At 48.3% G+C, this 19,228-nt stretch carries 13 protein-coding genes; 6 read left to right on the top strand and 7 right to left on the bottom strand.

The window, feature by feature from the left end; genetic code table 11:
* Nucleotides 1-33 precede the first annotated feature (33 nt).
* From gshB to hflX, 4 genes are all read right to left on the bottom strand, one after another.
* Complete coding sequence (gene gshB, locus QUA25_RS24525) at nucleotides 34-1,083, bottom strand: glutathione synthase (protein ID WP_333041862.1); 1,050 nt, start codon at nucleotides 1,081-1,083, stop codon at nucleotides 34-36.
* A gap of 67 nt (nucleotides 1,084-1,150) precedes the next feature.
* On the bottom strand, nucleotides 1,151-1,414 hold the full coding sequence (gene grxC / locus QUA25_RS24520; protein WP_333041860.1) for a glutaredoxin 3: 264 nt from the start codon (nucleotides 1,412-1,414) through the stop codon (nucleotides 1,151-1,153).
* 473 nt (nucleotides 1,415-1,887) lie between these two features.
* Complete coding sequence (locus QUA25_RS24515; RefSeq protein ID WP_333041858.1) at nucleotides 1,888-2,223, bottom strand: PEP-CTERM sorting domain-containing protein; 336 nt, start codon at nucleotides 2,221-2,223, stop codon at nucleotides 1,888-1,890.
* 505 nt (nucleotides 2,224-2,728) lie between these two features.
* Nucleotides 2,729-4,324, bottom strand: a complete 1,596-nt coding sequence (gene hflX, locus QUA25_RS24510) for a GTPase HflX (RefSeq protein WP_333041856.1) — start codon at nucleotides 4,322-4,324, stop codon at nucleotides 2,729-2,731.
* Between the two features lie 49 nt (nucleotides 4,325-4,373).
* Between hflX and QUA25_RS24505 the strand changes: the two genes are divergently transcribed.
* The 3 genes from QUA25_RS24505 to QUA25_RS24495 all read left to right on the top strand — a co-directional run bounded on the left by QUA25_RS24505 (nucleotide 4,374) and on the right by QUA25_RS24495 (nucleotide 5,693).
* The gene (locus QUA25_RS24505) at nucleotides 4,374-4,499 is read left to right on the top strand and encodes a hypothetical protein (protein WP_263053573.1); all 126 of its coding nucleotides are present in this window, start codon (nucleotides 4,374-4,376) and stop codon (nucleotides 4,497-4,499) included.
* Nucleotides 4,500-4,903: 404 nt separating this feature from the next.
* Nucleotides 4,904-5,116 (top strand): chlorophyll a/b-binding protein, encoded by a 213-nt coding sequence (locus QUA25_RS24500; protein WP_333041855.1) that lies wholly within the window; start codon nucleotides 4,904-4,906, stop codon nucleotides 5,114-5,116.
* 298 nt (nucleotides 5,117-5,414) lie between these two features.
* Complete coding sequence (locus QUA25_RS24495; RefSeq protein ID WP_333041853.1) at nucleotides 5,415-5,693, top strand: Photosystem I reaction center subunit PsaK; 279 nt, start codon at nucleotides 5,415-5,417, stop codon at nucleotides 5,691-5,693.
* A 328-nt stretch (nucleotides 5,694-6,021) separates the two neighbouring features.
* On the opposite strand, the gene QUA25_RS24490 is transcribed toward QUA25_RS24495, so the two are convergent.
* Nucleotides 6,022-8,895 (bottom strand): zinc-dependent metalloprotease, encoded by a 2,874-nt coding sequence (locus QUA25_RS24490; RefSeq protein WP_333119898.1) that lies wholly within the window; start codon nucleotides 8,893-8,895, stop codon nucleotides 6,022-6,024.
* A gap of 106 nt (nucleotides 8,896-9,001) precedes the next feature.
* Nucleotides 9,002-12,520: a hypothetical protein gene (locus QUA25_RS24485; RefSeq protein WP_333041849.1), complete on the bottom strand. Its 3,519-nt coding sequence runs from the start codon at nucleotides 12,518-12,520 to the stop codon at nucleotides 9,002-9,004.
* Nucleotides 12,521-13,161: 641 nt separating this feature from the next.
* On the opposite strand from QUA25_RS24485, the gene QUA25_RS24480 reads away from it, so the two are divergent.
* The 3 genes from QUA25_RS24480 (at nucleotide 13,162) to QUA25_RS24470 (ending at nucleotide 18,198) form a co-directional block, all read left to right on the top strand.
* Complete coding sequence (locus QUA25_RS24480) at nucleotides 13,162-13,386, top strand: hypothetical protein (protein WP_333041848.1); 225 nt, start codon at nucleotides 13,162-13,164, stop codon at nucleotides 13,384-13,386.
* Between the two features lie 409 nt (nucleotides 13,387-13,795).
* Nucleotides 13,796-16,924: a phosphoenolpyruvate carboxylase gene (gene ppc / locus QUA25_RS24475; RefSeq protein ID WP_333041846.1), complete on the top strand. Its 3,129-nt coding sequence runs from the start codon at nucleotides 13,796-13,798 to the stop codon at nucleotides 16,922-16,924.
* A 137-nt stretch (nucleotides 16,925-17,061) separates the two neighbouring features.
* Complete coding sequence (locus QUA25_RS24470) at nucleotides 17,062-18,198, top strand: phosphodiester glycosidase family protein (RefSeq protein WP_333041844.1); 1,137 nt, start codon at nucleotides 17,062-17,064, stop codon at nucleotides 18,196-18,198.
* Between the two features lie 137 nt (nucleotides 18,199-18,335).
* On the opposite strand, the gene QUA25_RS24465 is transcribed toward QUA25_RS24470, so the two are convergent.
* Nucleotides 18,336-18,893 (bottom strand): HPP family protein, encoded by a 558-nt coding sequence (locus QUA25_RS24465; protein ID WP_445242249.1) that lies wholly within the window; start codon nucleotides 18,891-18,893, stop codon nucleotides 18,336-18,338.
* Between the last annotated feature and the right edge of the window lie 335 nt (nucleotides 18,894-19,228).

The raw sequence follows: 19,228 nt of genomic DNA, 5'->3' as shown, positions 1-19,228 counted from the left end.
CGAACGACTGTAAATCTGCCTGACGGTCGATAATTAATCCGTGTATCCGTGTCCTAATCTGTGTCGTGCTTGGCTTCTTCCCTCATCCTTCTTCCTTCTGCCTTCTTCCTTCTGCCTTCTTCCTTCTTCCTTCTCCACCCATTCAATTACTTGTTTGCCCAAATTAACGCCGTCAAACAAGTCAATTTCTCTGATCCCTGTAGGGCTGGTGACATTAACTTCTGTGAGATAACCGCCAATAATATCAATGCCGACAAAGTACAGTCCGTCCCGTTGCAGCACTGGTTCTAACTGAGCACAAATTTGCAGTTCGCGATCGGTAATTTCTGTTTTTGCGACTCGGCCACCCACGGCCATGTTGCCACGAAATTCATTGCCGGTGGGAATGCGGTTGATAGCACCGATGGGTTTACCGTTCAACAATATAATCCGTTTATCTCCCTCTTTGGCTTCCGGCAGATAGGTCTGAACCATCACTGGAATTTGCCCTTGTTGAGTGCTAATTTCGACCAGGGAGTTGAGATTGCGATCGCCCGCTTCCAAAAACAAAATCCCCTCCCCAGCTTTGCCCCCCAAGGGTTTAAGAACTGCTGCTCCTTTTTTCTCAACAAATTGCCGAATTACCTGCTTGTTTTGAGAAACAATTGTCTCGGGGATCGCTCCCTCAAATTGCAAAGCATACATCTTTTCATTCGCCGCCCGCAATCCTTTGGGACTGTTAACTACCAAAGTTTTACCCGGATCGATGCCGTCTAGAAGGTAAGTAGCGTAGAGGTAAGGAATGTTGACTGGGGGGTCTGTCCGCATAAATACTGCGTCCATTGCTTCGAGAGGCTGCAAAGTAGGCTGTTCTACCTGGTACCAAGCCTCAGCAGCCTCCCAGCGTCCATCTACCACTTTTACTGGGGTGAGGGCTACCCGACTCAGCATTGCCCAGGTTTTGCCGCCGATGACGCTTAGTTCGTTGGCTTGAGTCGCCCAGACTTCGTGACCCAACTCTTGAGCGGCTTCCATCAGCGCTACGCTGGTATCGTGTCCTGGAATTAGTCGCGCGAGGGGATCGATGATGAATGCAAATTTCATTGTCAATTAAAATTAAGAATTGGTCGCAGGAAAATTAGGGCTAACTGAAAATTAGACAGGGAATGCCTCATTTTGCTGCTAGCAGCGGGTCTAGCTGGCCTAGAGCATCGAGTTTGTGAATTTCGTCGCAGCCACCTATGTGTTGGTCGTTAATGAATATTTGTGGCAGGGTGCGGCCTCCGTTGGCTCGATCGCTCATTTGAGCCCGTGCTGCTTCATCTCCGTCGATCGCGTACTCTGTAAAATCAATCCCTTTTCGCTTTAGCAGTGCTTTGGCACGAACGCAAAACGGGCAGGTTCTCCAAGTGTAAATTTCTACTTTAGGGGTCATGGATGCTCAAGCAATAACAATATTTTTTAATTGTAATCTTAACCCTAGTGCGGACTGTTTTTAGTTCCTAGGCTGAAACAGTCGATTTTTCGTTGGTAGTCAACTTGCTTTGGAGACTTGAAAGCCTTATTATACGGTTGACTCTCAAAAACTGTCCGAAGCATGGATCTTAACCAATCTTATTTTAATTTTTATATTTTAATTTTTATTATATATAGCAACCTTATCTGTTGCACCGGAGGTTATTCATTGCTGAAACCCTTGCCGGGAAGTGCATTTGCCTTCTTCCTTGTTTTTACCCTGACTGCAGACCCTATCGCTTTCTTCCTTCAACATCCGGCTCTATTTGCAGCGCACAAGCCAGGTGTCAAGTTATTTTTTATACAATTTTATATATAAATTTAAGTAAACCAATACCCGCGCTAAAAAAAACGGAGACATTGTAAAGGCAAACAGGTTGGTCATCAGCCTGCCTAGCGCTGCGGACCAACCTGATTGTTTCGCTTTCTGCACGAACAGATCATTCCTGCACCTGTCAGTAGGACTGCGATCGCAGTACCCGGTTCAGGAATAGAAGTTGTGTCTCTCGAAGGTGGGGTTCTGTATATTTCGGACAAACCCCGCTGGCTCGGCAATTGCGCGTCGGATGCCGTTGGGCTTGGTGCCGGCGTGGGGGCACAAGCAGTAGAATAATTTCCCGGACCGCAGACATCTACTGCTGCTGCCGGAGGGGCGGCAGCTAGATAGTAAAACGCTGTTGCCATTGTGGCAGAGAGTCCAATTGCTAGTTTTGCCAGTGGCGTACACATAACTATTTAGTTAAACAGTGGTAAAATCGAAAAATAGAAATAGTCCTAGAGATTAGCGCTGTACGACGGGCAAGGATTTTAGAGTTCTTACAATAAATGGATGTATTCTCTGGCGGACGTCTGTAAAAGATAGTATAGCGCTTGAGGTGAGTGCCCAAACACTTTAATAAAATTATTCTCTTTTACCTTGACATCCCATACCGTGGTTTGCACAGGTAGTTTGCACCGAGTGTAGTTTGCAGTGTAATTTGCATAGAGTGAAGCAACATCTTTTTGCTACCTCTGAACCAACAGCCCTTACAGCCATTAACAAAGAGTCTTTTTACCTTGACCGCGGCCTCCGGAAATTAATTATTTTACCTATCGCAAAATAGAGCTGCTGTATTGTACTTTGCAATGCACAATCTGACTACTCTTTTATCCTCTCATAGTTCGACTATATCTGTCCTCAGTATATGTACGTATATTCCCCCATGTCAACTACTCAAAAGAAATATTTAAGTATTTACCGAGGGTAGAGGGCGTATTGAATGAGCTGAACTAGTCTGTCGCGGAGAGTTTCCATCCCAAGACCTTTGGCGGCCGAAATAAATACTGCTTGAGGAAATTCTTCTCGGGCGAGGGCGAGAGTATCTCCATCTACGGCATCGATTTTGTTGAAAACTACAAGGGCTGGGCCGGGAGTTACGGGCATATCGGTCAAAATATTCATGACCGATCGAATTTGGCTCTGCCACGCGGGATGGGAGAGATCGACGAGGTGCAGCAAAGCATCGGCGTCAGTGACTTCTTCGAGCGTAGCCCGGAAAGCGTCGATCAAAGCAGGGGGAAGTTCGCGAATAAAGCCCACTGTATCTGTGAGGACGATCGACAGAGGCTCGCGGATGGCAGTGCCAGGAATGGTCAACCGTCGGGTTGTGGGGTCGAGGGTGGCAAATAACTGGTCGGCGGCGTAGACCTCGGAATTCGTGAGCAGGTTAAGCAGAGTCGATTTACCTGCGTTGGTGTAGCCAACGATCGCCACTGAGGGTACATCGTGATGATGGCGGTTCTGGCGCAGCCGGAAGCGGTGCGCCAGCAGTTGATTTACTTCTTGCTGCAATCGAGAAATGCGTTTGGCGATCGTCCGCCGTTCGGTTTCTAGCTTGGTTTCCCCAGGGCCTCTGGTACCGATGCCGCCACCCTGTCTCGACATTGCCTGACCGCGACCTCTGAGCCGGGGCAGGGCGTACTCTAGCTGAGCGAGTTCCACTTGCAATTTACCCTCGCTCGATCGAGCTCTTTGGGCAAAGATGTCGAGAATTACTTCTGTTCGATCGACAACGCGAATACCTATCTGAGTTTCCAAGTTCCGTATTTGTGCGGGGGCCAGGTCGCGATCGAATACAACGAGGTTAGCGCTAATCGTCTGAGCGGTGAGGGAAATTTCCTGAACTTTGCCTTCGCCGACGACTGTTTGCGGATGGGGGCGCGATCGTTTTTGGCGCACTGTTTGCAGAACCTGACCTCCGGCGCTTTCAACCAGCCGCGTGATTTCTGCCAGCCCGTCCTCAAACTCCAACTGAGTCATGTGCTGAGTCATTACACCTACCAACAGCACTTTGTCTTGGTCTGCATCGACCTGCTTAGCGACAAACTCTGCTTGAAACTCTGCTTCGAGTCCTTCCACCAAATCCAGAAAGTCTTGGTCGGCGAGTTCGTCCAAATTCAGGGGTTCTGATATTTTCCAGGGAAAGTGTGGAGTTTGAATTAGTGACTTTGGAATTGAAGGCTCTTCTATTTCATCAGTTGCATCTGGTTCTAACTGAGCGCTCAAAACCGAGAACTCAAAATTTGGCTGATCTCCCTGGGGTATCAGGTGAGCAAGATAAGTTTCTTGGATGTAACCAGTCGCACCGCCACCGCGACGCTGAAATCCTCCGCCGCTCAGTGTCAGCCAAACCAGAGCGTCCAGGCGCTGAATTGCCATTGCTGTGAGGGCTGCTTCGCTTGGGGTTTCTGGCTTCAGGTGGGTGGCGATGCAGCGAATGCCGCTGAGGCGACCTCCCCCGTAGCGGGGCAATTCTAGGGGCGCAATCTGCGTTTGCCTGGGTGAACCCACGCCGACGCGAATGACTTGTCCGCGGCGGTTGATGTAGGCGCAGATTGGTTTGTCTATTTCCGTGCTGATGGCGGCGACCCGCTGGGCGAATTCTGCAGTGGTGATGCGATCGCCCGGTAGTCGCTGGTGGTACAGCTTTTCGAGTTGCTTGAGCTGGCTGGACTTTAAACCTTGAAGATTGCCGTAGATGGTTTCGATAACTGTTTCTCCCGATCGCTCTGTTTATCTCCTATTTTAATTAACTCGCGCGCGATGTGTTCGGCTTTTGAGTTGAAATTTACTAAATTTTCTTGCGTCTAGGATCTCGCGGATTCAGTATTGTGGAGTCACCAGCGCCGTTGTTTGTCGCTACGGGGCGATGGAGCCTTTCACAGCGACCATACCAACTTGCAGTTGTATTTAGTATCTACAGATACAGGCGAGCGCTTAAAAAATCTCCGTCAACAAAACTTAACACTTTATTTTCGGTTTCAAAATCCTCCTTTAGACTTGTGTTTATCTTGAGCCTACAGGCAGATAGCAAAGCAGAAATTAGGCCGCTACCATGAGAAGCGAAACATTGTTAAGGAATGTAAAAACATGGAAACTCGTCCTACTAACTTGCCTCCTACAGCTAATGCTTACAACGGCAAAGATCGGAATGCCTTTTTGTTTGGCTTCAACCCGCAAGCAGAACTTTGGAACGGTCGCTTAGCGATGATCGGTTTCTTAGCTTATTTGCTTTGGGATGCCGCTGGATATAGCGTTCTCCGTGACATACTTCACTTTCTGCCTACCTACATTGCTCAGTAATGAGTAGCGGTATTTCCTGTCTGGCAGCGTGAGTAAATGCCACCACTGCCAGACAGGCTAAAAGTTACAAATGGCAGCGAGTATTGTTTGGTCCCTTTGTATCTTTCGTTACTTTTGAATGGCATTAAAAGACTTCTTGCTGTAATTCGATGATTATGGGTGGCGGCGCTGTCGCTGGCGCGGTGAAGATTCACAGCAACAGATATTTATTGCGTAAAGGCGATCGCCCCTACTGTATTTTTGGCAAGAAATCTCATCGAGCATTTCTAATAATTTATGAAAAATAGGAGCATCAACAATGATTAACTCAAATTTACTTGCAGTAGTAGAATCGACTCTGGCTGACACAGCATCAGGAAATTGGCAAAAACCAATAGTGATGTTTGTTTGCAATATCTTAGCATTGCTAGTTCTCAGCCGCCGCATTTGGTATCCCCACGTCGGGCCGAAAATGCCTTTGCCCTTCCCCTCTTTGTTCAACAATGTAAGCGTACCAGCATTTCTGGCTTGCATGAGCGCAGGTCATTTGCTCGGAGCATTCATGATTTTGACCCTCAACATCGACAAATATTTTTAGAATAAATGGTGTAGCTTTTGTTGTAATTTATTGCCACATTTTTTAGTAGGTTCAAAAGCGCCAAAAAAATGGTAGGGGGTAAGTGAAAAGCACTCACCCCTAATTTTATTTTGCTTGGCTGATTTACGGTAGGAAACGCTAAATATACAAGTCATAGAAACCAGTATCCACAAAGATTAGGGATTTTTAACGGATTTTTTTCATACCCTGATTAAGCAACGACTTAATCAGGGTATGAATTAACTTTTCTCGGAAATTACAAAACTCACCCTCAAGCAGGCTTATAGCAATTGGGAAATCTCAATTCCTACCTGTAGTCAGCAACAGATTAATTCGACTGAATTTGCGAATTCAAAACCTTAGAAATACGATCGCGCGTTTCCTCCAAATGAGCCCGCGTATAAGCATCCGCATTCCGATCCAAATTGCGAATACTCTTGCTCAAACCCTCCCGCAACTGCCGCAACTCGTACCACGCCAAACTCCGTGCATCCTCTGGAACATTCGTTTTTCGCAGCACCATTCCGATCAAAATTGCTAAATGTTCCCGCTGCAAAGAACGCCGAAAAGTTGAAATTTGCATCTTCTTTTCCGGCTGCAAAACCTCTTGCCAGATATCCTTTTGCACAGTATCCAACACTTCCGGCAACCTCAAAGCAGTTTCCGGCGCCGATTTTAACTCGGCATCCCGTAGCCTCGCCAAGCGCATCGGAGATAGCAAAACCCGCAACACAAACCGCTGCAAAAAAGTAATTCGATCGCCGATCGGGTAATCTAGAGGAAACACCAAAGCCGGACTTCCCCAGTGTTCCCAGCGCGAAGGCGCCAATTTGTTGAGCAACTCCGGCGCAAAACTAAACGCATCCGGCGCAAAAACGTACTTCTCTAATGTTGCTAAAGCTTCTCGCTGCTGAGAAAGTTCGAGCGGCACAAACGGCAACTTCGCATTAGTATCTCCAGGGCGAATCCGATTAAACGACTGCCCGCCGACGTACAAAGTAGCATTCATCACCTGATTGACATAATACCCGAACACCGAATCAAACATCACCCGCAGTTCGTTATAACCGTTTTCCCCAACCGGAATTCGCTTTTCTAAACGCTTCCACATCGCCCTCGCATTATCCAATTGCCATTGCGAGTACCTCAGCATATTGGCGCTGAGATCAAAGGTATTTGCCGCGGGATCGAGAATATCAACAGAATCCTCATCCGGCGCGTAAGCTAATTGCGCTTGGGCCCCGCGGCTGGCAATTTGTTGCAGCGCTGGTAAGTCGCTGTTAGGGTTTACGCCACCAATCACCTTGTAACCATACTCGATCGCCCAATCGTCATAAGGCCCTACAATCCTGGGAAAATAGTCGCCCTGCACAGTTCCCTGCGGTGCCAAATTAATCGGCACATAATCCATCACCGACGCCACCATACCTTGCGTGCGAGTTACCTGAGTATTGTTCAAATCCTCCGGTTGCAGCATCGTACTCCCGTGAAAATTGTGCCTCAAACCAAGAGTGTGACCGACTTCGTGCGCCGTCAAATATCTGATATATTCATTCACATAATTGTCAATTGTCGGACTGCTAGGCGCTGCATTTTGCAACAGATCCATCGACATGGCCCCCATCGCAAACTGGCGACTCGATTCCAACCCAAAACACATATCCGAACTCGACATCAACCGCGATAAAGGAGCTCGCTTTTGCTCTTGATATCGTTCTACCAAAGTCGGCAAATCATCAGCAATTCCACCTCCACCATTTTCCCCGCTACTTTTTCCTAAATCCCCATTTTCTAACAGATTCAAATAGCGAGAATACATCCCGAACTGACAGGGATTAGTATTAGAACCGTTTCGCCCTTGAAAACTTTTAGATACCGAGCGATTTTGTTCCACCAAAGACCGATAACCCTGTTTGATTTCCCGGACAACATTAGCATCCAACAGAATGTCAGCATCCAAAATTTCCCCTGTCAGTGGGTTAGTACGAGACGGCCCGATGCCGGCAAACTGAGGCTCAAAAGAACTCGACCAGCGGATAGTATTGTAGCGAACGTCAGCCGGGTCCCATTTAGCATTGTCCGGCATTTGTTTGACCTGAATTGCCTCAGTAAAACCTGCCTTTTCAAAAGCTTTATTCCACTCCAAAACGCCCTCACGAATTGCGTTTCGGTATTCGGTAGGCACATTATTTTCAATCCAAAAGACGATCGGCTGTACCGGAGGCGACATCGGCGCTGTCGGGATTTGCTTTTGCAAATGCCAGCGATTGATATAGCGCACAAAAGGCTCCCGGCTGCTCTTGTCAGAAAAGTCCTTATATGCTGTAAGAAAATAGCCCACTCGCTCGTCCGCCAGTCTGGGGCGGTAGCCGTTATTTAGCGGCACTTCCGAGAAACTGTAGTGAATGCGGAGGTTAAAAGCCCGACTGTCAGGAACCGAAGGTAAATAGTTAAGCTCACTGTCATTATCGCTAGAAAAACCATAGACAGAAGCAATTTCCACATTCAGCGGAAACGCTTTAACATCTTTAAAAGAAGACTTGTCTGCATCGATCGAGTAAGAAGAACCCAAAAGCATCGGCAAAATTGCTTTTACCCCTGGTAAATCGCGTTTTTCGCTCATCAGCAACTCTCCTAAATCTATTAGCAGAGTTTGTCTTTGCGGATGAATGCTTTTGAGAGGCAAAGAATAGAGAATCGAGTCGCTAAATCCCCGTTCTACCGAACCTGCTTGCGGGTCGCCCGGACTTGTGCGAAAATTTATATTTGGGATCACAAACTGCACGTTATTTTGGACGCGCCGCAGTTGAAACAAGAAATCGCCGATCGGCATTCCGCTCAAAATGCCCGCTTCCCCCAAACCCGATGCCAATGTCACAAAGCACAGGAACTTTTTGTTGAATTGTTGCGGTGTAATTTCCAGATATACTTTATCAGTTGCTTGATTGCGGTAAAGAGTAAATAATCCCTCTAACTTTTGCGCGTCTTTGACAACCTCTTCAAAGGGTGCCAGAGTTGGCTGTTCGCTACTTTGTTCGTTGCTGGGCGGCCCCGCTGATAAAGCTAAAGGTAAAAAGAAACCTTTATACAAACTGAAACATAAAAATGCTAAAGATAATATAAAAAATATCACAGGCAGATTTTTTCTAGGAGTTTTTATCTGTGTATTTTTGCTATTTTCAGGAAATATCAATCTTTTCATTTTCAGTATTTAGCCGCAGGAAAGAATAGTTTTGAAAGAGCAGGGGCTCACTTGGCAGGCTGGGTTCCTTTAACTTCTAAAATAACTCAAAACTCAAAACTCAAAACTACTGTTTCGCGGGCCAGGGAATCATGGGATCTTGAGCCAACCGCTTAGAAACTGCAACAGCCCCGTAACGGTTGAGGTGGCTGGGGTCGGAAAAAGATTCCCGCGCCTGCGGCCACAATAAACTCTTATCTAGGAAAATTAGTCCGCTTTGGGCTGCTAATTCTTGCATATATTGCCGGAATTCTTGTTCGTAACCTGTCCGCACCGGATCTAAATAATCTTCAGTCAGAGGCATATTCACAAACACGAGATTGATGTTGCGAACCTTGGTAAATTCGATCAGATTTTTGAGTGCTAGAGCTTGTTCACCTATCAATTTAAAATTTTGATAGTCGGAGTCGTAATAACCAGATACTTTCGGGTGCTTCTGAAAGTAAGTTTCGGGATTGAAGCGTATATCGATCGGCAAAAAGCCATTTGGTTGAAACTCGCTGACGGGTTTACTCGCAGCAGTTGGCTGGGCATTTTCCGTTGTTTGTTCGCCCAGGGCTGCGGTTTGGGGGCTGTCGGTTGCAACAGGGGCTGATGGATTAACGATCGATCGCAAAAACCCTTTAAGTCGATCGCGCTTTTTGTAAGTTGCAGAACCCTCCACCAACTTTTGACTCACCAATTGCTGAACATTAGCTTGAGCTTGTCCCAAATTGTTTACCAATTCAGTGGCAGTCGCCACCGGATTGTTGGAGCTTTCGTTCGATTTTTCGGATTCTAATTGATTGGTGCGAATCAGAAAACTACCCCGGCTCAATTGCCTGTAACCTTCCGAAGAAGCGATCGCACTAAAAGTCAAATCCGGCCGCCCGCTGTTGAGAGCCCTCGCCCCGTCCGCCAACACCAGCAATTTCGGGAGTTGTTGTGGTGGCAAAATCCGACGGATGATCGAATCTACAACCTGGAGAGTAGCTCCATTTACCCCAAAATTGTAAGCCCTCAGCCCCGGGTAGCCCGAAGCTGCCAAAGCGGTTTCCAAAACCGCCGGGTCGATGCCCCGCAGCGCCCTCGAACTACCGACAATTAAAATATCCGGCGGTTTTTTGTGCAGGTGGATGTACTCTTGATAGCGCGCTATCTGATCGTCAAGCTGCTCGCTCCTCAAAGTTGGGAACACCGGAGGAGCAGAAACATCAGCTACAGGAACACTAGTATTTCCCGGTTTCGTAAACCCAGAGCCATTAAAAACCTCTTGCTGGTTCGCTTCCGGCGACGGCTGCAAGGGAATTTGAGGCAAGTTCACCTCCCCAGAAGGGGGAACGGGGTTCGCGGTTTCGTTCGGAAGTCGGGCTGTAACGTCGCCCAAAGCCTTGGGAGCTGAATTTTGACAATTGGGCCCGCTGCAAACTTCTGAGGCGCTAGGAGCTTGACTGACCGTCGCAGATTGCAGAAATAGACCGAGCAGCCAATCGGTATTGAAAGTCAGCAGACAGCCAGCGATCGCCCAAATCAAAGCCATTCCCGCGGCGCGATCAGCTCTCACGCCCCCCGGCGCAGCAGTATTGGTTGATAAACCATCGTTGGGAACAAACAAACCCGAAGCGACAAGGGGTTGCACCGCAGCTTGAACTAATTGCTCGCCCAGATTGTATCCGGGGAGTCTGATTTTGAAGCGGGGCCGCCAGGAGTTGGGCATCGGAGCATCGAACACCAAATTGTCGCCCAAACCCGAAAAACTCCCATCCTCCGCCGGCGCAAACTCCGGCACCGGTTCCTTTTCCAACACAGCCACTTGGGATGGATCTGGTGCGGGTGCCGTCGCTGATTCCTCGTCAACAGCGGTTCTGAGGTCGATTGCGTAGCGCCACAGGGGCAGTTTCTGGCCGGCGCGCCGTCCGTAGACTCGCACCCCTGCCACTCCCGGAATTTGTAAGTGCCGCAAAAATTTCGCCACCGGCGGGCCTACCTTCGACTGAGAAGGGCAAGTCAGAGCTTCTGTCATGACGTGCAGCACGTTGGCTTTTTGCAGCACGACAGCCCGAATCCCTCCAGTTTCCAGCTTGCGTCTGAGATTGGGGTTGAGCAACCTGTTCAATAAAAAAGTCAAAGCCAATTGGTCGCCCTCGATCGCCAGCGTTCTAGCGTTTGCAGCCAAGTCGGGGTGGTGGGCTGCAGGCAAGTCCACCCAGTCTATCCACACGGGGGACTCCGGCGCCGCCTGAGAGTCCTTGGCTGGTTCTACGCCGTAGATAGTAGCTGCGCGGATGCCTTGGGGCGCGAAGGAGGCTAACAAAGGGGCGATCGCGTCGGTGGTTTGCTGCTTGTCGGGGTATTCTTGCCGTTTAGGCTTTTGTCCTTTTTTGGCAGTTTTGCTGCAAAACAGGTGGAGGGTTGCTTCTTTGAGGGTAGCCCGCACTTCGACTCTCGATGCAGCCAAGTGTTGATTTAGCAGTTTGGCGATCGACTGTACGTCTCCCCACCTGGCCCATTCCTTGAGAATTTTGTCCGGCGAAGTCAAATCCACCCGCAGCAGCCAATCCGGCTTTGCTTCGCCGCTGACTTGGCTGGCGATCGCGGCTTCGCGGAAATCCTCTAGTTGCAGTTTTCGCAGCCTGCCCGCGATGGGTTCGGCCAGCAATGAGGGGTCGGGGCTGTAAGCTGACTCGCACAGCACCAGCAACCGCCGTTCTTTGGGCTTGATATTTTCCGGCCCGTTCAGCGGCAGCGTTTCCCGGCTACTTTTGAGTTCTTTTTCGCGAATGCTGACTTTTACCGAAACTCCCATCGGCCCGAGGATTTCGCTGAGATAGCTGGCGATCGCATCTGGATACCCGCGGCGCGCCAACGTTTCCGGCGAAACCGTCAATGTTCCATCGCGATCGCCCTCGCCTGAGTCAGCTTGGGGGGATTGAATCAAAGCCACCGCGCCACGGTTCGCTTTCGGCTGCGGGGGAACGGCGGAACCGAAAGCTTCCCGCGTCGTAGCAGCCGAAGTGTCGATCGTCACGGGGGAAGTTTCAAAAGCTTCTGGGTATTGAATGCGGGAGGCTATGGGCAGACTTTCGGCGTCAAAATCCAGTTCTTCCCGTACTTGCGGCGGGTGGGCTGCTGTTTCTATCGGTTTTGGTGTCTGTTTGAGTTTCTGGTTGTCATTCTTAAATTTGCCGAAAAATCCGCCTCTTTTAGGGCTTGCTGGCGCTTCCTCCGGGGAACTCGCTGGCGGCGGCACTTCGGCAACTTTTGGTTCAGGTTGCTGTGGCTGTTGCTGTCGCTTGGGACTGCTGCAATCGAGCCGGACTGTCCAGTCATTTTGTCGGGAACCGATTTTGCGGCCGCACAGAAACAACTGGTAAATTTTAGGTCGATCGGGCAGCAGTCGCGTTAAATCAGTGTGTTCGAGGGCGTTGGTAAATCTCGCCGTCACCAATTCTTGAGACGGACACTGCGCTGCTTCGCACAAAATGTGCAGGTGATTTCCCCGCAAACGCGCTTGTACTTGAACTTCGGGAAGCCCTAAAGCTTCTTGCGCCCACTGCGACGCGGCCGATCGATTGTCTGCCAATATGCTCCCGTTCGCATTCAACATGAAACTCTAAATTTTGCCAAAGCTGGTTTTGTTTTCTAGAAATAGCACAGTTACAGATTTTACAGACAATTATTTGATTTGCCGAGCCTAACCGTTTTGTCTGGTTTAAGCCACCCTGGACTTAGTGTCTTGCCTTGTATCCCCTCGGCTTCGAGCCGTTGGGGAATATTTTTTTGATAATACCTCGACATTTTGGCACAGATAGGTCCAAATTAAGCCAAGCAACAAGTTATTCGTCATTAGTCATATCGTTTCCGTTTGCATCCGAATAATAATTAGACCTCTCTCATAATTCTTGTGGAACAGGCAGGATGCCTGTTCAAGACTGGCTTTTCTGGAAATGTCTATTATTTTCCGACTGTAGTGCTGTGGTTTCGTCATGCTCCGCAGAGAGAGTCGCACGATGATCGATAGCATTCGGGGAGTATCCCGATTTTATACAAAGTGTTTTTTCCGAGTGCCAGCTTAAGATCTCGCGACAAGATATTTATAGACTTGGCTACGCGGGGACGATCGCTTGCAGGATATCTTTCGTCGGATGTCACCGGATTTGATCTCAGAAGTCATTAGTCAGAAAGCAGCGGTCAAGATGATTATTTGGCTTGTAAACTGGGGATTATGGATTGACACAGGAGGAATTTATGCCGTCGGAAAACCAAGACTTGCTCAAAAATCAAACACCTGAGAGTCTAAAGTTGCCAGTTCCCTCAGACATTTTATTGAGCTTGGTCGCTTTACCTATGCTGGGCGGGTTGGTGGTGGCTAAAGCTGCTGCTGAGTTTGTTGCGTCGATCGGTGTTGAAAGCGAAGAAGTCTTTCGGGGTTCGCGCCTTCCCGTGCTCAACTTTCCTCAATCACAGGATTAGAAAGCCCAAGGAATGATGCTGCAGCAGCTAGAAGTTAAATTTTTTGACTCCGCCCAAAAACGGATACTAGCCCCCGACTCCGGTCGGGGAGAGATAAAAATTTTCGACCCTAGTTCAACTTCCCAGAGTCATCTTGGGAGTAAATCTCAAAGTGTTCGACGCGATCGCTCGCCGAACGTCTGACGCCGATCGTCTAAAATCTAAAATCGCCACTCAACTGATATGAAAGCTTGACAATAGGTACAATCTGTGGTCTAAAAATTTATTTTTCCTTATACTTTGTACATAAGTGCCTTCTACTTTCTACGTTGCAATAAGTTGTCTCAAATTTGACTGCAAACAAAAGTGTTTTAGGCGAAACTAAACCATACAATTTTCTTGACACCCGCAGCTATTGAGGAACAGCCCGATGAGTTCAGTCCTCCAGTCTTCAGAACAGGCTATTATTGATGCAACATCTATTTCCCATTCTCCCGCTTACTCAAAATCAGACCTGTTTCTGCGAAATCGCCTCAAAGTTGTAGAGGACTTGTGGGAATCGGTGCTGCGACAGGAGTGCGGGCAGGAATTGGTGGATTTGCTCCAACAAATGCGATCGGTCAATTCCGCCGAGGGACAAGCCACTCACTTTCGCGAGTCGAATGTCGTACAGCTAATCGAAAAGCTCGACCTCAACGCCGCCATCCGTGCCGCTAGGGCTTTTGCACTGTATTTTCAGTTGATCAACATTGTCGAACAGCACTACGAACAGCGAGACCAACAGCTAGCTTACGCTAGCAGTAACGATGCTGGTGGGCGGATGTTTTCTAAGCTGCCAGGACAAGCAACGGATGCCCCCGATCGCCCGCGCCACAGGGAAGGCCCCGGCCCCGCCCAAATGGCTTTGAGCAAGGCAGACAGCAACGAGATGATCACTCGTGATGCCGGCACTTTTCACCAACTGTTCCCGATGCTGCTGCGCTTGAACGTGCCCAGCCAGCAAATTCAGCGCTTGATCGATCAGTTGGACATCCGCTTAGTATTCACCGCTCACCCGACAGAAATTGTCCGCCACACGATCCGCACCAAACAGCGACGAATGGCGAAGATTCTCCAACAGCTAGACCAAGTTGACGAGAAATTTCAGGTGATCGGGAGCGACCCTCAAAGCCCCTACCCGGTGTCTTGCTGGGAAGCGGCGGCTCTCCAAGAGCAACTGATGGAAGAAATTCGCCTCTGGTGGCGCACTGACGAACTGCACCAGTTCAAGCCGACTGTGCTTGACGAGGTGGAGTACACTCTGCACTACTTTGATGAAGTGTTGTTTGATGCAATTCCAGAACTCTACCACCGACTCAAGCAAGCGCTGCACGCTTCTTATCCTTACCTGAAACCGCCGAGTTACAATTTTTGCAAATTCGGTTCTTGGGTAGGTTCCGACAGAGACGGCAATCCTTCTGTGACTCCGAAAGTTACTTGGCAAACCGCTTGCTATCAGCGCCATTTGGTGCTGTGTAAGTACATCAACGCCGTGAAGCGGCTGAACGAACTTTTGAGTTTGTCGCTGCACTGGAGCGACGTGCTGCCGGAATTGCTCGAATCTCTCGATCGCGACAAATCGGAATTCCCGGAGGTTTACGAGCAATGGGCAATCCGCTATCGGCAAGAACCTTATCGGTTGAAGCTGGCCTACGTGCAGCAGCGACTGGAAAATACGCGCGATCGTAATTGGCGGCTCTACAAAGGAGACGAGTTGCAGCGGGAACGCGAAGCTTTGTCAGAAAATCCCGGAATGACGGGCCTTTATCGATCGGGCGCTGAGTTTTTGACCGAGTTGCAGCTCATCGAGCGGAATTTAGTCGAAACAGGTTTGAGCTGTCGGGACTTGGAAAATCTGCTCTGCCAAGTAGAAATTTACGGATTTAATTTGGCTTACTTAGATATCCGCCAAGAGTCCACAGTACACTCCGACGCTTTGAGCGAAATTGCTGAATACTTGCAAATTTTGCCCAAGCCTTACAATCAAATGTCGGAATGCGATCGAATTATTTGGCTCGCAACTGAACTGCAAACTCGCCGCCCTTTAATTCCAGCAGAATTGCCGTTTTCTCCCAAAACTTGCGAGACGATCAATACCTTCCGAATATTGCGGCAAATGCAGCAGGAGTTTGGCCCGGAAATTTGCCAAACTTACGTCATTAGCATGAGCCACGATGTCAGCGATTTGCTGGCGGTTTTGCTATTAGCAAAAGAAGCAGGACTTTACGATCCGGCTACAGGAATTAGCAGCATTCAAGTAGTTCCCCTATTTGAAACGGTGGAAGATTTGAAAAAAGCGCCGGAAGTAATGCAAAAAATATTTGATCTGCCGCTTTATCGAGCTTTGCTAGCAGGAGGATACGCGCAGGAAATAGCGGAAAAAAGCGAAGAAAATATCCAAGTTCCCCTCGAAACTCTCAAATTGCAAGAGGTAATGCTGGGGTATTCGGACAGCAATAAAGATTCTGGTTTCCTCAGCAGCAATTGGGAAATCCACAAAGCTCAAAAGGCTTTGCAAATGGTTGCGGAAAAATACAATGTAGAGTTGCGGATTTTTCACGGCAGAGGCGGTTCGGTAGGGCGCGGCGGCGGGCCTGCTTACAAGGCAATTTTGGCTCAGCCTGGAAAGAGTATTAGCGGGCGAATTAAGATTACTGAACAAGGCGAGGTTTTGGCTTCTAAATATTCTTTGCCGGAGTTGGCGCTTTACAATTTGGAAACGGTGGCGGCGGCGGTAATTCAAGCGAGTTTGCTGCACACTGGTTTTGATGGCATCGACCCTTGGAATGAGATTATGGAGGAGTTATCGGCGAGATCGCGATCGCACTACCGCCATTTAATCTACGAACAGCCGGATTTAGTCGATTTCTTCCACCAAGTTACCCCTATTCAAGAAATCAGCCAGTTGCAGATTAGTTCTCGTCCGGCCCGGCGCGGGGGCAAAAAAGACATCAGCGGTTTGCGAGCAATTCCGTGGGTGTTTAGCTGGACTCAAAGCCGCTTTTTACTTCCTTCGTGGTACGGTGTCGGCACGGCTTTGCAAGAGTTTTTGCTAGAGGAACCGGAAGAACACATGAAACTTTTGCAGTATTTCTACTTGAAATGGCCATTTTTTAGAATGGTAATTTCTAAGGTGGAAATGACTTTATCTAAGGTGGATTTGCAGATTGCAGAACACTACGTGCAGGAGTTAGCTTTGCCTGCTGATAAGGAGCGTTTTAAGGCTTTATTTGATCAAATTGCTGCCGAATTTCATTTGATTCGCGATTTGGTTTTAACGATTACCGGACACCAGCGTTTGTTGGACGAAGATCCATCGCTGCAGCGATCGGTGCAGTTGCGAAATGCGACGATTGTGCCTTTGGGTTTGTTGCAGGTTTCGCTGCTGAAACGCTTGCGGCAGCATGGTAGTGGGGGGGTTCCCGGGGTGATTCACTCACGTTACAGCAAGGGTGAATTGTTGCGGGGAGCTCTGCTGACGATTAATGGAATTGCTGCGGGGATGCGGAATACCGGCTAGGGCAAGAGTTTTGAGTTTTGAATTCGTGGTGAGGTGCGCTAGCCGCACCTTGCTACTGGTAGTTTCAGAATTCAGGCGATCGCCTATTGTAGTCACAGCCAGAGGAAAGTGTTCGCTATCCTAGCTGAGATTTTTTTATGTCTAAACGCAAACAGTCTGAAGGTTGTCGCCCGATGCTGCGGCGCACTTTTTTATTTTTAACGGGCATAGCTTTGGCGCGGGTTGCGGCTGACTATTTTGCGATCGCCCAAAACCGAGAGAGTTTCTTGACTCTCGCGGGTCAACTGTGGCAAAAGTCAATCGCTTTTTTATCAAGTATACAATCAAATCAAACTCCTCAACCTCTCCCTAACAATCCGGTTGTAAAATCGGCAAAAACCAATCAACCTCTGCCGAGTAATCCAATTGTAAAATCGCCAGAAAGTTCTCCTGCTGCACAGCCGTCTCAACCTCAAATTATCAAACGTTCTGCTAAGCAAGCAAAACCTGTACAAGTCAGCAGTCAAAATGTAGATGGCGCAAGTTTTTATCTCACAACTATTGACCTCGCCGATCCAGAAATTTACATCACAATTGGGTTAGCTAATAATGCAGATTTTGCAAATACTTTTAAAGTAACGCGGGGTGATGAACCTTTTGAAAATATGGTATCGCGTTACCGGGCTGCTGTTGTTGCTAACGGGACTTTTTTTGGTAAGGATAATCAGAAATCTGTGCTGGGAAATATGGTGGCGGCGGGTAAGTTTCTGAAATATAGCCGATGGGAAAATTACGGCACGACTTTGGGAATTAAAGCGGGAAATCAATTGGAAATGGTGACGGCTAGAATCGAAGGTAAGCCGAATTGGAGTCAACATTGGTTTTCTCTGACTTGCGGGCCGAGATTGGTTAAAGGGGGGAGAGTTTGGCTGTCTCCTTTATCGGAAGGTTTTAAAGATTCTCATGTTTTGGGCGTGGGTTCGAGAACGGCGATCGGCTTTCCGGCTTCTAGAGATAAGTTATTGTTGGTGACTTTTCTTGATAGTTTGTCTTTGGAAGCAGAAGCTAAAGTTATGCAGAGTATCGGCTGTTTTGAAGCGATGAATTTGGACGGGGGCGCTTCGGTGGGTTTGGCTCATCAAGGAGAGATTTTATTGCCGCCGGGCCGGAATTTGACGAATGTGCTGGTGGTTTACGATCGCGAATATCCAGCGCCGGCTCAGTTAAAGGAGTCCTGGGAACGCTTTCAAAAGGGATCTCGACCTTCCCCCGATCCGTCCGTTTTTTTTGATTGATCTAGCAGAAGGAAGTTCGGCAACCAAGCACGCGATCGGGATGTAACGGATGGAAGAAAGAAGAAAGAAGGAATCGAGGGAGCATCCAGATTTTGGGTAGTGCTCCCGAGGGAAGGATGAAATCATTAGAGACAAGGCTATAACCAGTGCTGGGGATACGTCCTTTCTGCCGCTAAATTATTAAAGATGACGGCGCACAAGACCAAGATTATTGATCCCTCAAAAGCAGGTGTTAGCAAAAATTTCCAGTCGGGTTTGGTCATCATGACAACTAAGGCAACTGCTCCCGAAGGCGGATGTAGAGTTCTGGTAATCTGCATAATTCCGATCGCACTAGAAACAGCCATTCCCATCGCCCAGGGAGAAGAACCGAGAAAATGCAGAATCATTAAACTGGTGAGAGCAGCTAAGAAATTGCCCCCAATGACATTCCGGGGTTGAGCCAAAGGGCTGTCAGGGACACCAAAGATCAGAACGCTTGTGGCGCCAAACGGAGCCATTAGTAAAGGAGAATTAGTTTTTACAGCAAGATAGGACGTTGCAGTAATTGCCAAAAAACTGCCGATCCAACTCCAAAAAATATGCCGAGGATGAGGTCTGTCTACTGGGCAGGCCAATGGACACGATTGCCATCTCCCAAGGGTTTTAAACCAATAACTTTCCCATTTCAGTTGAATTTTTTTACGGTCAATCATAAATCAGGTTACTTGATAACCAGGCTTCTTAAATTGTCTGAACTAGCCTCCGCTAAAGTTAAGATATCATAACAATTGCTCAAAAAGTAGTTAAAGGCACAGATTTTTTACTTGTATGCCAATAAAGCTGCAGCTAACCACTCGGTTGGAACCGACTAGCAAGTTTGGTCGGTTTGGCAACAGACGTGAGCGGCAGTGGCACAACTTCACCGTTAGCCGTCAGAGTTATTGATGAGGGTAAAGCCAAAGGTTATTTGTAACCCACATTCCGCAGATATTCAAGGAGAGGTAAAGGAAGATAGATTCGGCAACAAGAAACTCCCAAACGATTGCCG

This window comes from Microcoleus sp. Pol17C6, from assembly GCF_036701145.1.
Lineage (GTDB): Bacteria > Cyanobacteriota > Cyanobacteriia > Cyanobacteriales > Microcoleaceae > Microcoleus.
The sequence above is the reverse complement of the archived record's forward strand: the minus strand, read 5'-3'. Positions and strand labels throughout refer to the sequence as shown.

Bases quoted from the DNA above. Each gene is read 5' to 3' on its own strand.
- QUA25_RS24515 (WP_333041858.1), bottom strand. From the start codon at position 2,223: ATGTGTACGCCACTGGCAAAACTAGCAATTGGACTCTCTGCCACAATG.
- grxC (WP_333041860.1), bottom strand. From the start codon at position 1,414: ATGACCCCTAAAGTAGAAATTTACACTTGGAGAACCTGCCCGTTTTGC.
- ppc (WP_333041846.1), top strand. From the start codon at position 13,796: ATGAGTTCAGTCCTCCAGTCTTCAGAACAGGCTATTATTGATGCAACA.
- gshB (WP_333041862.1), bottom strand. From the start codon at position 1,083: ATGAAATTTGCATTCATCATCGATCCCCTCGCGCGACTAATTCCAGGA.
- QUA25_RS24485 (WP_333041849.1), bottom strand. From the start codon at position 12,520: ATGTTGAATGCGAACGGGAGCATATTGGCAGACAATCGATCGGCCGCG.
- QUA25_RS24465 (WP_445242249.1), bottom strand. From the start codon at position 18,893: ATGATTGACCGTAAAAAAATTCAACTGAAATGGGAAAGTTATTGGTTT.
- QUA25_RS24495 (WP_333041853.1), top strand. From the start codon at position 5,415: ATGATTAACTCAAATTTACTTGCAGTAGTAGAATCGACTCTGGCTGAC.
- QUA25_RS24490 (WP_333119898.1), bottom strand. From the start codon at position 8,895: ATGAAAAGATTGATATTTCCTGAAAATAGCAAAAATACACAGATAAAA.
- QUA25_RS24500 (WP_333041855.1), top strand. From the start codon at position 4,904: ATGGAAACTCGTCCTACTAACTTGCCTCCTACAGCTAATGCTTACAAC.
- QUA25_RS24470 (WP_333041844.1), top strand. From the start codon at position 17,062: ATGTCTAAACGCAAACAGTCTGAAGGTTGTCGCCCGATGCTGCGGCGC.
- QUA25_RS24480 (WP_333041848.1), top strand. From the start codon at position 13,162: ATGCCGTCGGAAAACCAAGACTTGCTCAAAAATCAAACACCTGAGAGT.